Here is a 13,340-nt window from a genome sequence, read left to right as displayed (position 1 = left end):
CTGCCCCCGTGACGCTTGGCCCCGTGACGCTTGGCCCCGAGACGCTTGCCCGGAGACGCCCATGGCCGCGCCCGCCCGCAGCCCCCGGCACGACCCGCCCCGCATGACGGTGGCGGAATTCCTCGCGGCCCCGCTCGCCCCCGGCCGCCGCTGGGAGCTGATCGACGGCGCGCCGGTCTCCCAGGCCTCGCCGCATCAGGTCCATGGCCGGCTACAGTCCAGGCTGGCCCGTGCGCTGGGCCAGGCGCTGGACCGTCGCAATGCCCGCGACGGCACCCGTTGCGAGCCGGTGACGGAGGCGGGCATCCGTACCCGGCTGGACCCGGAGCACAATTACCGTGTCGCTGACCTTGCGGTCACCTGCGAGGAGACGGGACCGACCGCGCCGCCCTGGGTCGAGGCGCCGGTGCTGATCGTGGAGATCCTCTCCCCCGGCCAGGAGCGGGAGCAGCGGGCCAAGCTGCACCTGTTCGCCGCCCTGCCGACCGTGCGGGAGATCCTGTTCCTGGACAGCCGGGCCGTGCGGGCGGAACTGCACCGCCGCGCCCCCGATGGCGGCTGGCCGCCCGCGCCCGCCGTGCTGGCGGGGGAGGGGGCGGTGCTGCGGCTGGAGACGGCGGGGCTGGACCTGCCGCTCGCCCGCCTCTACGAGGGGCTGGGCCTGGAACCGGACAGCGATCCGGAGACGGCCGCCCCGACCGGCCCCGGCTGACACGGACCGTCCTTCCGGCTTGCCATCCCGCGGCGGAGCCGCCATTCCTGGGCGTCCGCTTCCGGACCCTGCCGGACCGGACGTCCTTTCAAGCCGGTTTTCCCATGCTGATCGTTCCCCATGCTGATCGCCCCCCATGTTGATCGCCATTGAAGGCATCGACGGTGCCGGCAAGCGGACGCTGACCGACGCCGTCGCCACGCTGCTGGCCGAGCGCGGCCTGACCTGTTCGGCCACCTCCTTCCCGCAGTACGGCCGCACCCGTGCCGCGCGCGGGGTGCAGGATCTGCTGAATCTGGGGCCGGAGGAGCTGGCCCGGATCGACCCGCGCGAGGCCGCCGCCTGGTACGCGCTGGACCGTTTCGAAAGCCGCGGCCTGCTGGCCGGGCTGCGCGCGGGCCACGACGTCGTGCTGATCGACCGCTGGATCGCCTCCAACATCGCCTACCAGCGCGCCCGCGCCCCCGCGGCGGAGGGGCCGGGGCTGGAGGCCTGGATCCTGTCGCTGGAGACGGGGCTCTACGGCCTGCCCGTGCCGGACGCCACGGTGCTGGTGGCAACGCCGGAGACGGCGGCGGCCGACCTGATCCGCCGCAAGGGCGGGCGCGACTACACGGACAAGGCGTTCGACGCGCTGGAGGCGAACCGCGCGCTCCAGGCGCGGGTGCTGGCCACCTACCACGATCTGGCGGCGCGCGGCGTGCTGGGGCGCTGGATCGTGCTGCACCCCGTCCGCGACGGTACCCTGCGCCCCCCCGCCGACCTCGCCGCCGAGGTCGTCGCGGCCCTGCTGCCGTAGCGGCAGACGCGATCGTTACCGGCCAGAATGTTCTTGCAATGTTCCGTTCCGGCCTTACTATTCCGGGTGGTTCACCGGCCCGGCCGGGGCGTCATGATCTGTGACATGACATGCGGGCATGACTTCGGCGCGCTTGCGGTCGCCATCCGCATGTAGTGTCATCCGCGCGTGTCGCCTCCATCATCTGGGGCGGGAAGTCAGGAGGCGGTTTTTATGACGGGTGAAGCGGCCATTGATCCGGGCAGGGACCTGCTGGCGTTCGCCGCGGGGCGGACGTTCAGCACCGTGCTCGCGGACCCGCCGTGGCGCTTCACGAACCGGACCGGGAAAATGGCGCCGGAGCATCGACGGCTGTCCCGGTACGGCACCATGACACTGGACGGGATCTGCGCCCTGCCCGTGCAGCGGATCGTCGCCCCCACGGCTCATCTCTATCTCTGGGTGCCGAACGCGCTCCTGCCCGAGGGCATCCAGGTCCTCCGCGCCTGGGGGTTCGAGTACAAATCCAACATCGTCTGGCACAAGATCCGGAAGGACGGGGGGTCGGACGGCCGTGGCGTCGGTTTCTATTTCAGGAACGTGACCGAACTCATCCTGTTCGGGGTCCGGGGCCGGAATGCCCGCACCCTTGATGCCGGCCGGACCCAGGTCAACTACATCGGGACGCGCAAGCGCGAGCATTCCCGCAAGCCCGACGAACAGTACGGCCTCATCGAATCGTGCAGTCCTGGCCCCTACCTCGAACTGTTCGCGCGGGGCACCCGCCCGAACTGGAGCGTCTGGGGCAATCAGGCCGATGAGAGTTACGAGCCGACCTGGACCACCTATTCGCACAATTCCGCGGCCGACCGCCGGCTAGCGGCCGCCGAATAGCGTCTCCACTCCGCCGCCGGCGGGGGACCCCGGCGCGTCGTCGCCGTCATCCACCCAGAGTTTCGGGGTAATGGCGAAGGTCAGCACGGGGCAGCCTCCGCCGCCGCCACCATCCAGCCGGGGCCACAGCTTCTCGTGATGGGTCGTGGAGTTGCCGTAGGAACTGCCCTTGCCCAGGGCGTCGAAGATCCGCTGAAGCTCGCTCGACCGCGTGACGATGACGCCGACATCAATCGCCCGCAGGTCGAACAGAAGGCGGAAATTGTTCAGGTCTCGGTCGTAGAACGGATCCTTGTTGTTCCATTCCACCTCCAGCGCGACCCGTCCCTTGACGCAGTCCACCTTGTGGGTCGGGCTCACATACTCGACCGAATCGATCCTGATCGACGTTTCGAACTTCTTCTCCACCCATCCGCGGGCCCGGAACGCTTCGTCCATGCCGCGGGAGATGGGGGAGCGGTTCTTCCCCGGCGCCACCACGTCCGAACGGTGCAGCCGGAAGGACCGCAGGACCTCCATGATCTCGGCCCATTCCTGCGGGCAGGCCGTGGCCAGGACCCCGGTCGCGTTCCGCCATTCTTTGACGTGGTAGAGATCCCGTAGATCGTCGGGAACCAGATGGACCGTGGACATCGGGCACGCCGTCACGTTTGCTGCAACCGGCCGGGCTTATACCCGTCCGGCGCGCAGTCCGCCAGCATCGCACTCAGCCGCTTCCGCGCCGCTTCGCCAGCGGGTGGTGCGTCTCCACCGTGCGGCGCAGGCGGTCGCCGGCGACGTGGGTGTAGATCTGGGTCGTGCCGATGTCGGCATGGCCCAGCATCTTCTGAACGCTGCGCAGGTCGGCGCCGTGGTCCAGCAGGTGGGTGGCGAAGCAGTGGCGCAGGACGTGCGGGCTGACCTTGCCCGGGTCCAGCCCGACCTCCAGCGCCAGCTCCTTCATCAACTGCCCGAAGCGCTGCCGGGTCAGCACGCCGGCGGCGCTGCGCGAGGGGAACAGCAGCCCCTGCTGCCGCGCCTCCCGCCCCGGCACCATGAAGTAGGGCCGGTCGGGCAGGCAGGCGGCCAGCGCCTCCTTGGCCGGCTGCGACAGCGGCACCATCCGTTCCTTGCCGCCCTTGCCGCGCACCACCAGCGCGCGGCCGTCGCGGGTCAGCGCCGCCAGCGGCAGGCCCACCAGTTCCGAGACGCGCAGGCCGGTGGCGTAGAGCAGTTCCAGCAGGGCCGTCAGCCGTCGCCCCTCCGGCCCGCCGCGCCGGGCCGCCCCCTCCAGCAGCAGGGCGACATCCGCCTCCGTCAGGATCTTCGGCAGGGAACGGCCCGGTTTCGGCCCGTCCAGCACGGCGGCCGGGTCCTCCGCCCGCAGCCCCTCCGACACCAGGAAACGGTAGTACTGGCGCAGTGCCGACAGCCGCCGCGCCACCGTCCGCCCGGCCGAGGGCGTCTTGCCGGTATCCCGGTGCAGATGCTCCAGATAGGCGCGCAGATCGTCGGTGGAGGCCCGGTCGAGCGCCGTGCCCCCGCGCCGGGCCGCCAGGAAGGCGGCGACGTCGCGCAGGTCGCGGGCATAGGCGTCACGCGTGTTGGCGGCGGCGCCGCGCTCGGCCACCAGCATGTCCAGGAAGGCGTCCACCCCGGGCGGCAGCGGCCGCGGCGGCGCCTTCGGCCGGCCGGGACGGGGCTTGCCGGCGCCCGCCATGGCGGTCACGGTCCCAGCAGCGCCAGGGCGGCCTCTGTGGCGACCCGCCGCCCGGCCTCGCCCAGCCCCGCTCCCGACAGGTGCAGGGCGGCATGGGTGGCGACCAGGGGCGGCACGCCCGCCGGCCCGTCCGTGCCCAGCAGGTGCAGCGCCAGCAGCGCCGCCTCCCCGGGCCGGCGCTCCGCGGCCGCGGCCTCCAGCCCGTACCACAGCGTCGGGTCGGGCAGCGCACCCCGCTCCGGCGGGTCGCCGGGGGCGGGCAGGGTGCGCAGCCGCCGGGCCGGATCGACCGGCACGCCCGAGGCCACCAGCAGGGTCAGCACGGCCCCGGCCTGACGCCGGGCGGTGGCATCCGCCTCCACACCGAACAGGTCCAGCCAGCCGTCAAGCTCCATCTCCCCCGGCGCGGACAGGCCGTTGATGGCGGCCAGCGGCCAGAGCAGCGCCCAGGCGGCCCGGGACGCCGGCCTGCCGGAAGCGGCCTCGGCGCGCACCAGATCGACCCAGGGCCGGGCCAGATCGGGGCGGCCCTGCACCAGGGCCAGCCGCGCCGCCGCCGGGGCCGCGGCCAGGGCGGCGGCCGTGGGCGGCAGCAGCCCGACCTGCTGCATCAGCAGATCGCCATAGCCGCCCGACAGCAGGGCCACGTCGCCGGCCGCCACCGCCCGGGCCAGCAGGGCGGGCCGGTCGGCGGGGGCCGGTTCTCCCTCCAGGGCGCGGACCAGCAGCGCCCGCGCCTCCGCGCCCTTGCGCCGGCCGGCGGCGGACACCGGGTCCTTCAGGTCCTCCGGCGTCACCTTCACCGCCCGGTAGACCTGGGCGAGATCGCGGCCGGACAGGGTGCCCAACACCGCCGCCCGCTCCGCTGCCGCCAGCCGCACGGCCAGGGGCGTGTCCGTCGCCTGGGCCACCGCGGCCAGGGCGGCGGGGCTGTCCACCGTCACCTCGCCGGCGAAGCCGCGCCCCGCGGCGCGGATCAGGGCGAGCTGCGGCAGCGTCGGCTGGGCGATGCCCTTCACGGGCGCCTTGGTCCCGGCCGCTGCCCCTTCGGCAAGGCGGAAGAACAGGTCGTCCTTCTCCCCCTGCTCGCGCAGCAGGTCGATCCCCAGGGTCACGCCGCCCGCCTGCCCGGCGCGGACCTGGCAGGCGATCTGCACCTTCTGCCATTCCGGATGGCGGAAGCGGGCCAGCAGGTCCGGCGCCTTGGTACAGGCAGCCTCGGCGGCCGCGGCGTCGCCGGCCAGGAGCTGGGTCAGCATCCAGGCGCGGGCAGCGTCCTCATCCTCCAGGGCGGCGGGGGCGGCATCGGCCAGGGCGGCCGCCGCGGCGGCGTCGCCCGTGCGGGCCAGCGCCTCCAGCCGCAGCGCGGTCAGGCCGCGCGGCCCGCCCTCGCCCCGGGGCGGCACGGCGCGGCTCAGCAGCAGCCGGCGGGTCAGGTCGCGCGCGGCGCCCGAGGCCATGCGGTCCGGCAGCCCGGTCAGCAGCCGCTCCACCGCGGCCCGCGGGGTCGCGGACCAGAGGTCGGCGGGCAGCCCGCCCGACGCGGGGTCCAGCGTGCCGCCGGCATCGGCCGACAGGGTGCCCAGCGTCTCCACCTCGATGCCCGCGGGGGCGCGGCCGACGGACACCTCCGGTCCCGGCTCCGGCAGGGGGGGGCGGAAGAAGCTGTCCCCCTGGGGCGGCGGTCCCAGCCGCATCGGCCCGCCGGTCGGCGGCGGCCGGGATGCCGGCACCTGGGCCGCGGCGGCAGCGGGCAGTGCCAGGGCGGCGGGCAGGGCGACAGCCCCGGCCAGCAGCAGGGCGGCCAGCCGGCGGGCGCGGGGGGCGGGGGGCTCAGCCGCCGAAGCGTTCATTGGGGATCACCCGTTCGACCGGCGCCGCGGGCGGCGGCATGTCCCAGGTCGCAAGGAAGACGACACCGCCGATGACGAGGATCAGCAGCAGCAGCACGAGGATCTGGATCAGCTTGCTCATGACTCGGTACGTTGGTCGCGGACACCGTTCCCGGTGCGGGGGACCCCGGCCGCGGGGATGGACAGAACGCGGCCGGGTGCTTAAGGATCGCAGCCGGGGTGCCATCCTGGACCGGGACCGTGGCGGTTCCGCGGCGGCCCCGACCGGAGCCCGAAGCCCGGACCTGGCAGCCCGACCGGAGAGACGCCGCATGCCTCGCCCCGCCCGCACTCTACCGTCCGCCTTCCGGCGTGGCAACGCCACCTCCGGCGGCGCCCGGCGGGAGGGCTGAGGGCATGGCGCAGCATCCTGCCTTCGTCCCGCCCCGGACCCTCGTGCTCGTCGGCCTGATGGGGGCGGGCAAGACCAGCATCGGCAAGCGGCTGGCGGCCAAGCTGCACCTGCCCTTCGTCGATGCCGACCATGAGATCGAATCGGCCGCCGGTTGCACCATCCAGGAAATCTTCGACCGCTTCGGCGAGGCCCAGTTCCGCGACGGCGAGCGGCGCGTGATCGCGCGCCTGCTGGAAGGACAGGTCCGGGTGCTCTCCACCGGCGGCGGCGCCTTCATGCACCCGGAGACGCGCGCCCTGATCCGCGAGCGCGGCCTGTCGGTCTGGCTGCGCGCGCCGCTGGACCTGCTGGTGGCGCGCACCGGCCGGCGCGACAACCGGCCGCTGCTGAAGCAGGGCAACCCGCGCGACATCCTGGCGGCCCTGATGGCGCAGCGCTATCCCGTCTATGCCGAGGCGGACATCACCGTGGACAGCGACGAGCGCCCGCCGGAGGAGACGGCCGAGCGGGTGCTGGCGGCGCTGCGCCACCATCTCGCGGCGGCGGCCGTGCCGGCGGACGGCGCGGTGCAGACGGACGGTCGGGGACGGGACGCATGACGACGACGGACGGCAAGGCGGCGGACGGCAGGGCGGAAGACGGCACGGCGACGGGCGGCACGGCCACCGTGCGGGTGGATCTCGGCGCGCGCAGCTACGACATCCTGATCGGCCCCGGCCTGATCGCCCGGGCGGGGCGCCTCATCGCGGACCGGCTGCCCGGCCGGCCGCTCCTGGTGCTGACCGACGCGACCGTCGCCGGGCACCATCTCCGCCCCCTGCTGGACGGGCTCGCCGCCGCCGGGGCCGCGGTGGCGGAGCCTCTCGTGGTGCCGGCGGGCGAGGCGACCAAGGAGATGGGCCGGCTGTCCGAGGTGATGGACGGGCTGCTGGCCCGCGGCATCGAGCGCCGTTCCGTCCTGGTGGCGCTGGGCGGCGGCGTCGTCGGCGATCTGGGCGGTTTCGCCGCCGCCATCGCGCTGCGCGGCATCGACTTCGTGCAGGTGCCGACCACGCTGCTGGCGCAGGTGGACAGTTCGGTCGGCGGCAAGACGGGGGTGAACTCCCGCCACGGCAAGAACCTGATCGGCGCCTTCCACCAGCCCCGGCTGGTGCTGGCCGACACGGCCGCGCTCGACACCCTGCCGCGGCGGGAACTGCTGGCCGGCTATGCCGAGGTGGTGAAGTACGGGATGATCGACCGGCCGGACTTCTTCGACTGGCTGGAGGCGCACGGGCCGGCCGTGCTGGACGGCGACGCGGCGGCGCGCGCCCACGCCATCCGCGTGAGCTGCGAGGCCAAGGCCGCCATCGTGGCGGCGGACGAGACGGAAAGCGGCCTGCGCGAGCTGCTGAACCTGGGCCACAGCTTCGGCCATGCGCTGGAGGCGGAGGCCGGCTACGGCAGCGCGCTACTGCACGGGGAGGCCGTCGCCATCGGCATGGTGATGGCCTTCGACCTGTCGGTGCGGATGGGGCTCTGCCCGGCGGCGGATGCCCGGCGCCTGCGCGACCATCTGGCGGCCGCCGGGCTGCCGGTGACGGCGGCCCCGCTCCGGGCCGCCCTGCCCGGCGGCGACTGGAGCCCCGCCCGCCTGCTCGCCCACATGGCGAAGGACAAGAAGGTGAAGGATGGCCGCCTGACCTTCATCCTGGCCCGCGGCATCGGCCGCGCCTTCCGCTGCCGGGACGTGGCCCAGGCCGACGTCGCCGCCGTGCTGGCGGAGAGTCTGGCCGGGTAGGGCGGGACCTATTCCGCGGCCAGCGCCCGGCGCACGGCGTCCGGGTCGTTCCCGATCACCCTCAGATAGGCCCGCGCCGCCGTGTCCGGTCGGCGGCGGCCCTGCCGTCCGTCCGGCGTTTCCTTTCCCGCGCGTCTCCGCGATAGTGGCGCCGCCGTTCCGCCGTCACCGCCGTGAAGGGGCCCCATGGACCTGACGCTCTGGCTCACCGTTGCCGGCATCCTCGTGCTGCTGGTGCTCTCCGCCTTCTTCTCGGGGTCGGAGACGGCGCTCACCGCCGCTTCGCGCGCCCGGCTGCACCAGTTGGCGCAGGAAGGCGACCGCCGCGCCCGCATGGTGCAGGACCTGCGCGAGCACAAGGACCGGCTGATCGGCGCCATCCTGCTGGGCAACAACCTCGTCAACATCCTGGCCTCCTCGCTCGCCACCTCGGTGCTGATCGTGCTGGTGGGGGAGGCGGGGGTGGCCGTGGCCACCCTGGCCATGACCCTGCTGATCCTGATCTTCTCCGAGGTGCTGCCGAAGACCTATGCGCTGCACTATGCCGACCGTGCCGCCCTGGCCGTGGCGCCGACGCTGCGCCTCGTCGTCCGGCTGCTGGCCCCGGTGACGCTGGCGGTCACGGCGATCGTGCGGCTGGTGCTGCGGGCCCTGGGCGCCGACGTGCAGAATGTCACGGTCGGCGACCATGCGGACGAGCTGCGCGGCTACATCGAGCTGCACCGCGGCCCGGAGGAGGAGGTGCGGCACGAGCGCGCCATGCTGCGCTCCATCCTCGACCTCGCCGATGTCGAGGTGCTGGAGATCATGACCCACCGGCGCAACCTGGTGATGGTGGACGCCAGCCAGCCGGCCGAGCGCATCGCGGAGGAGGTGCTGGAATGCCCCTTCACCCGTGTGCCCCTGTGGGAGGGCAACCCCGACAACATCGTCGGCGTCCTGCACGTCAAGGCGCTGCTGCGGGAGCTGCGCAACCGCGGCGGGGCGGCCGGCGGAATCGACGTGAAGGCCATCGCCGCCACGGCCTGGTTCATCCCCGACACCACCACCCTGTTCGACCAGCTCCAGGCGTTCCGCCAGCGGCGGGAGCACTTCGCCCTGGTGGTGGACGAGTACGGCAGCCTGATGGGCATCGTCACCCTGGAGGACATCCTGGAGGAGATCGTCGGCGACATCACCGACGAGCTGGACGTGGCCGTGGCCGGCGTGCGGCCGCAGCCCAACGGCACCTACATCGTGGACGGCTGGGTGACGATCCGCGACCTGAACCGGGAGTTCGAATGGGGCCTGCCGGACGAGCAGGCCTCCACCATCGCCGGCCTCGTGCTCTACGAGGCGCGGCGCATCCCCGAGGTCGGGCAGGCCTTCAGCTTCCACGGTTTCAAGTTCGAGATCCTGCGCCGGCAGCGCCATCAGATCACGGCGCTGCGCATCACCCCGCCCGAGCATCTGCGCCCGCACCTGCCGCCGGTGGCGCCGCCGCGGCCGCTTCCCCCGCCGGCTTCGCCGGCCGCTTCCACCCCGCCGGCCGAACGGGCGTGACCGGGCGCGGCCCCTGACCACGGCATCCGCGGAGCGGTCGCGCGCGGACGGGCCGCGGCCGCCCGCTTGCCCGGTCCGGGCGGGCCGCCGATATTGACTGCTCCCGCAATCCGGTGAGCCCCGATGCCGCTGTCCCCGCCTGCCGAGCGCGAGCCCGTCCACACCCGCACCGTCACCTGCCGCGGCTACCGCCGGGCGGACGGGCTGTGGGACATCGAGGGCCATCTGGTCGATACCAAGAGCTACGCCTTCGACAACGCCTGGCGCGGCCGGCTGGAGCCGGGAATGCCGGTGCATGAGATGTGGGTGCGGCTGACCGTGGACGACGGGATGCAGGTCCGGGCGGTGGAGGTGACCACCGACGCCAGCCCGTTCGAGGTCTGTCCCGCCATCGTCCCCAGTTTCCAGCGGCTGGTCGGGCTGCGCATCGCCAGCGGCTGGACCCAGGCGGTGAAGGAGCGGCTGGGCGGGGTCAAGGGCTGCACCCATCTGGTCGAGCTGCTGGGTCCCGTCGCCACTACCGCCTTCCAGACCATCTATCCCTATCTCTCCCGGCTGGCGCCGGACCGGCCGGCGGGGGCCGGGTCCGCGCCGCCCCGGCGCCCGCCGCTGCTGAACACCTGCCACGCCTTCGCCAGCGACGGGCCGGTGGTGAAGCAGCGCTGGCCGGAGTTCTACACCGGCCCCGATGCCGGCCCCGCAGATAAGGCCCCCGCAGATACCGGCCCCGTCGGCGGCGACCCTGCCGGTTCCGACCGGGGCATGTCGCCGCCGCCCGTTGCCGCCACCGGCACCCGCCGGTAAGCTCGATCCCCACGCGAAAGGGTCAGCGGGCCAGGACCATGCATCTCACCACCCTCGACCACCTCACCGGCTTCCGCATCGTGCGCCAGCTCGGCCTCGTCCAGGGCTCCACGGTCCGCTCCAAGCATCTCGGCCGCGACCTGATGGCCGGGCTGAAGACCCTCGTGGGGGGCGAGCTGGTCGGCTACACCGAGCTGCTGAACGAGGCCCGGGCCGAAGCGGTGGAGCGCCTCCAGATCGCGGCGCGGCAGGCCGGGGCGAACGCCGTGGTGGGGATGCGCTTCGGCTCCACCTCCATCGCCGACGGTGCTGCCGAGATCCTGGTCTACGGCACCGCCGTGGTGGTGGAGCCGGCCGCGCAGGGCGCGGCCCATGCCGATTCCGTCGCTTGATTTCCTGACCGCCGCCCTCATCGCGCTGGCGCTCGCCCTGCCGCTGCTGGCGGTCGGGGCGGCGATCGAGCTGCGCCAGTACCGCCGTCTCGCCACCCGCAGCGACGCCTGGACGGTCGGCCTCTTCGCCGACGGGGCGGCCGGCGGCGACCGGCCGGAGGAGCTGGGACTCGTCTCGGCCTGCGTCACCCTGTCGCCCTCCCCCCTGGGCCAGCTCCAGGTGCTGGTCCGCCGGCTGATCGGCGGCCGGGTCGCGGTGCGCCACCGGCTGGCCGACCGCACCCGGCGCGAGGTGCTGCTGCGCCTGCGCGAGGCGGCGCACGCCCGGGGGGCCACGGCCGTGCTGGGCGTGCGGCTGACGGATGTGCGGCTGGGCACCGGCATGGTGGCGCAGATCGCCTATGGTACGGCCATCCGGGGCACGGCCATCCGGGGCACGGCCGCGGATGGCGGGCCGGCCGGCCCGGCGGAGGCCCTGGGCTCGCCGTCGCCCCGGCCCTGGCTGCTGGTCGGGCTGGTTGCGGCGGGCACGCTCGCCGCCGTCGTGGGCGCCCTGGTCGTGCCGGGGCTGGAACGGCTGGCCGAGGACTTCCCGGCGCTGGGCCGGCTGCTGCGGCTGCTGCCCTTCCTCTGATCCCCCTGCCGCCTCCGCCGCAAGCGGGAAGCGGGCAACGCGACGCAGGTCGGCCGATGCGGCTGCGGCACACTCCGTTCTGGCACCGGGGGGTGGGCTGTGGTAAGCACCGCGCCTTGGTCCCCCTACCACTCCCGACCGATGCACTTCCTGGAATTCGAGAAGCCGATCGCGGACCTCGAGGGTAAGATCGAGGAACTTCGCACCCTGACCGACGGTGGCGACATCAACATCGCCGACGAGGTCAAGAAGCTGCAGGAGAAGGTCGACAAGCTCCTGCGCTCGACCTATGCGAAGCTCACTCCCGCCCAGAAGGTGCAGGTCGCCCGGCACCCTGAACGGCCGCACTGCCTGGACTACATCCAGCGCCTGATCACCGATTTCACGCCGCTGGCAGGCGACCGGCTGTTCGCCGAGGACCGCGCCATCGTCGGCGGGCTGGGCCGCTTCCGCGGCCGCAGCGTCGTCGTCATCGGGCAAGAGCGCGGCCACGACACCGAAAGCCGCGTGCGGCACAATTTCGGCATGGCGAAGCCGGAGGGCTACCGCAAGGCGCAGCGCCTGCTGCAGCTCGCGGACCGCTTCCGGCTGCCCGTCGTCACGCTGGTGGACACGGCCGGCGCCTTCCCCGGCGTCAGCGCGGAGGAGCGCGGTCAGGCCGAGGCCATCGCCAGGTCCATCGAGACCTGCCTGCGGCTGAAGGTGCCGCTGGTCTCCGCCGTGATCGGCGAGGGCGGGTCTGGCGGCGCCATCGCCATCGCCACGGCGGACCGGGTGCTGATGCTGGAGCACGCGATCTACAGCGTCATCAGCCCGGAGGGCTGCGCCTCGATCCTCTGGCGCTCCGCCGCCAACGCCTCCGACGCGGCGCAGGCGCTGCGGCTGACGGCGCAGGACCTGAAGGAGCTGGGCGTCATCGACCGCGTGGTGATGGAGCCGGTGGGCGGCGCCCACCGCCGCCGGGAGGAGATGATCGCCACCCTCGGCAACGCGATCGAGGACGCGCTGGACGATCTGCGCGAACAGGACGGCGCCACCCTGCGCCTGAACCGCCGCCAGAAGTTCCTGGACATAGGCCAGAAGGGCCTGGGCTGAGCCCCCGGTTGAAGGGGCCGGCCGGCTGCCTTATCCTGTCCGCATGGACAGGGAAACCGCGCTGCGCCTCCTCCGGAAGGAAGCTGTGCCGTTGCGGCGGCGCGGCGTGGCGGCGCTCTATCTTTTCGGGTCCACCGCGAGGGACGAGGCGGGGCCGGACAGCGATGTGGACCTGTTCCTGGACTATCGGCCCGGTGCCGGTTTCTCCCTGATCGACCTGATCGAGATCGAGCAGCACCTGGAAACGGTGCTGGGGCGCCGCGCGGACCTGACAACCCGGGGCGGCCTGCACCCGGTGCTCGCTCCCGCCATCCTGCGGGAGGCCAGACGGGTCTTCTGATGCCGCGATCCGGTCATCTCCGGCTGCTCGATATCCGCGACGCGATCAGGGGCGTTCAGGACACCGTGGCCGGGGTGGACCTTGCAGGCTACACCGCCAGTTGGCAGATGCAGCGTGCCGTCGAACGGGGCCTGGAGATCATCTCGGAATCGAGCCGCCATGTCCCGGCCGATGTCAAGGCGCGCCATCCGGAAATCCCCTGGAAGGCGATCGCCGCGATCGGGAACCATCTCCGGCACGAATACCACCATGTCGAGCCGGCGATCATCTGGGAGATCGCCACGTCCAGGCTGGCGGCGCTGGCGGGCGTGATCGAGGCCGCGCTGCGGGAGCCCCGCCCCGACCCGGACGGATAGCGCGGGAGGGATGTGCAGAACCCCGAAATACGAAGGGCCGGAGCATCGCTGCTCCGGCCCTTCGTGT

At 73.4% G+C, this 13,340-nt stretch carries 16 protein-coding genes; 12 read left to right on the top strand and 4 right to left on the bottom strand.

Annotated elements, in window-relative coordinates; all coding sequences use genetic code 11:
- Positions 1 to 61 precede the first annotated feature (61 nt).
- The 3 genes from RC1_RS12870 (at position 62) to RC1_RS12860 (ending at position 2,384) form a co-directional block, all read left to right on the top strand.
- Positions 62 to 712, top strand: a complete 651-nt coding sequence (locus tag RC1_RS12870) for a Uma2 family endonuclease (protein ID WP_012567840.1) — start codon at positions 62 to 64, stop codon at positions 710 to 712.
- 136 nt (positions 713 to 848) lie between these two features.
- A complete protein-coding gene (locus RC1_RS12865; protein WP_012567839.1) occupies positions 849 to 1,511 on the top strand; it encodes a dTMP kinase in 663 nt (220 codons plus the stop codon).
- 213 nt (positions 1,512 to 1,724) lie between these two features.
- On the top strand, positions 1,725 to 2,384 hold the full coding sequence (locus RC1_RS12860; RefSeq protein WP_012567838.1) for an MT-A70 family methyltransferase: 660 nt from the start codon (positions 1,725 to 1,727) through the stop codon (positions 2,382 to 2,384).
- Here RC1_RS12860 and RC1_RS12855 read toward each other — a convergent pair.
- From RC1_RS12855 to RC1_RS21795, 4 genes are all read right to left on the bottom strand, one after another.
- A complete protein-coding gene (locus RC1_RS12855; RefSeq protein WP_012567837.1) occupies positions 2,367 to 3,017 on the bottom strand; it encodes a BglII/BstYI family type II restriction endonuclease in 651 nt (216 codons plus the stop codon). The genes RC1_RS12860 and RC1_RS12855 overlap by 18 nt on opposite strands.
- A 73-nt stretch (positions 3,018 to 3,090) precedes the next feature.
- Complete coding sequence (locus RC1_RS12850) at positions 3,091 to 4,083, bottom strand: site-specific tyrosine recombinase XerD (RefSeq protein WP_012567836.1); 993 nt, start codon at positions 4,081 to 4,083, stop codon at positions 3,091 to 3,093.
- A gap of 5 nt (positions 4,084 to 4,088) precedes the next feature.
- Complete coding sequence (locus RC1_RS12845) at positions 4,089 to 5,936, bottom strand: hypothetical protein (RefSeq protein WP_012567835.1); 1,848 nt, start codon at positions 5,934 to 5,936, stop codon at positions 4,089 to 4,091.
- On the bottom strand, positions 5,917 to 6,057 hold the full coding sequence (locus tag RC1_RS21795; protein WP_012567834.1) for a hypothetical protein: 141 nt from the start codon (positions 6,055 to 6,057) through the stop codon (positions 5,917 to 5,919). The genes RC1_RS12845 and RC1_RS21795 overlap by 20 nt, the downstream gene beginning before the upstream one ends.
- Positions 6,058 to 6,332: 275 nt before the next feature.
- Here RC1_RS21795 and RC1_RS12840 point away from each other — a divergent pair, with 275 nt between their 5' ends.
- From RC1_RS12840 to RC1_RS12800, 9 genes are all read left to right on the top strand, one after another.
- A complete protein-coding gene (locus RC1_RS12840; protein ID WP_012567832.1) occupies positions 6,333 to 6,929 on the top strand; it encodes a shikimate kinase in 597 nt (198 codons plus the stop codon).
- Positions 6,926 to 8,110 carry a 3-dehydroquinate synthase gene (gene aroB, locus RC1_RS12835; protein ID WP_012567831.1) on the top strand — a complete coding sequence of 395 codons (1,185 nt, stop codon included), beginning with the start codon at positions 6,926 to 6,928 and terminating at the stop codon, positions 8,108 to 8,110. The genes RC1_RS12840 and aroB overlap by 4 nt, the downstream gene beginning before the upstream one ends.
- 186 nt (positions 8,111 to 8,296) lie before the next feature.
- Complete coding sequence (locus RC1_RS12830; protein ID WP_012567830.1) at positions 8,297 to 9,652, top strand: HlyC/CorC family transporter; 1,356 nt, start codon at positions 8,297 to 8,299, stop codon at positions 9,650 to 9,652.
- Between the two features lie 123 nt (positions 9,653 to 9,775).
- A complete protein-coding gene (locus tag RC1_RS12825) occupies positions 9,776 to 10,456 on the top strand; it encodes a DUF2889 domain-containing protein (RefSeq protein ID WP_012567829.1) in 681 nt (226 codons plus the stop codon).
- A 38-nt stretch (positions 10,457 to 10,494) separates the two neighbouring features.
- Positions 10,495 to 10,848, top strand: a complete 354-nt coding sequence (locus tag RC1_RS12820; protein ID WP_012567828.1) for a YbjQ family protein — start codon at positions 10,495 to 10,497, stop codon at positions 10,846 to 10,848.
- Positions 10,829 to 11,482 carry a YbjQ family protein gene (locus RC1_RS20195; RefSeq protein WP_012567827.1) on the top strand — a complete coding sequence of 218 codons (654 nt, stop codon included), beginning with the start codon at positions 10,829 to 10,831 and terminating at the stop codon, positions 11,480 to 11,482. Before RC1_RS12820 ends, RC1_RS20195 begins: the two co-directional genes overlap by 20 nt.
- A 141-nt stretch (positions 11,483 to 11,623) precedes the next feature.
- The gene (locus RC1_RS12810; RefSeq protein WP_012567826.1) at positions 11,624 to 12,577 is read left to right on the top strand and encodes an acetyl-CoA carboxylase carboxyltransferase subunit alpha; all 954 of its coding nucleotides are present in this window, start codon (positions 11,624 to 11,626) and stop codon (positions 12,575 to 12,577) included.
- A gap of 85 nt (positions 12,578 to 12,662) precedes the next feature.
- Positions 12,663 to 12,917: a nucleotidyltransferase family protein gene (locus RC1_RS12805; RefSeq protein ID WP_234703776.1), complete on the top strand. Its 255-nt coding sequence runs from the start codon at positions 12,663 to 12,665 to the stop codon at positions 12,915 to 12,917.
- Positions 12,917 to 13,273, top strand: coding sequence for a HepT-like ribonuclease domain-containing protein (locus RC1_RS12800; protein ID WP_012567824.1), 357 nt, complete (start codon positions 12,917 to 12,919; stop codon positions 13,271 to 13,273). Before RC1_RS12805 ends, RC1_RS12800 begins: the two co-directional genes overlap by 1 nt.
- Positions 13,274 to 13,340: the final 67 nt, after the last annotated feature.

The organism is Rhodospirillum centenum SW (assembly GCF_000016185.1).
GTDB lineage: Bacteria > Pseudomonadota > Alphaproteobacteria > Azospirillales > Azospirillaceae > Rhodocista > Rhodocista centena.
The sequence above is the reverse complement of the archived record's forward strand: the minus strand, read 5'-3'. Positions and strand labels throughout refer to the sequence as shown.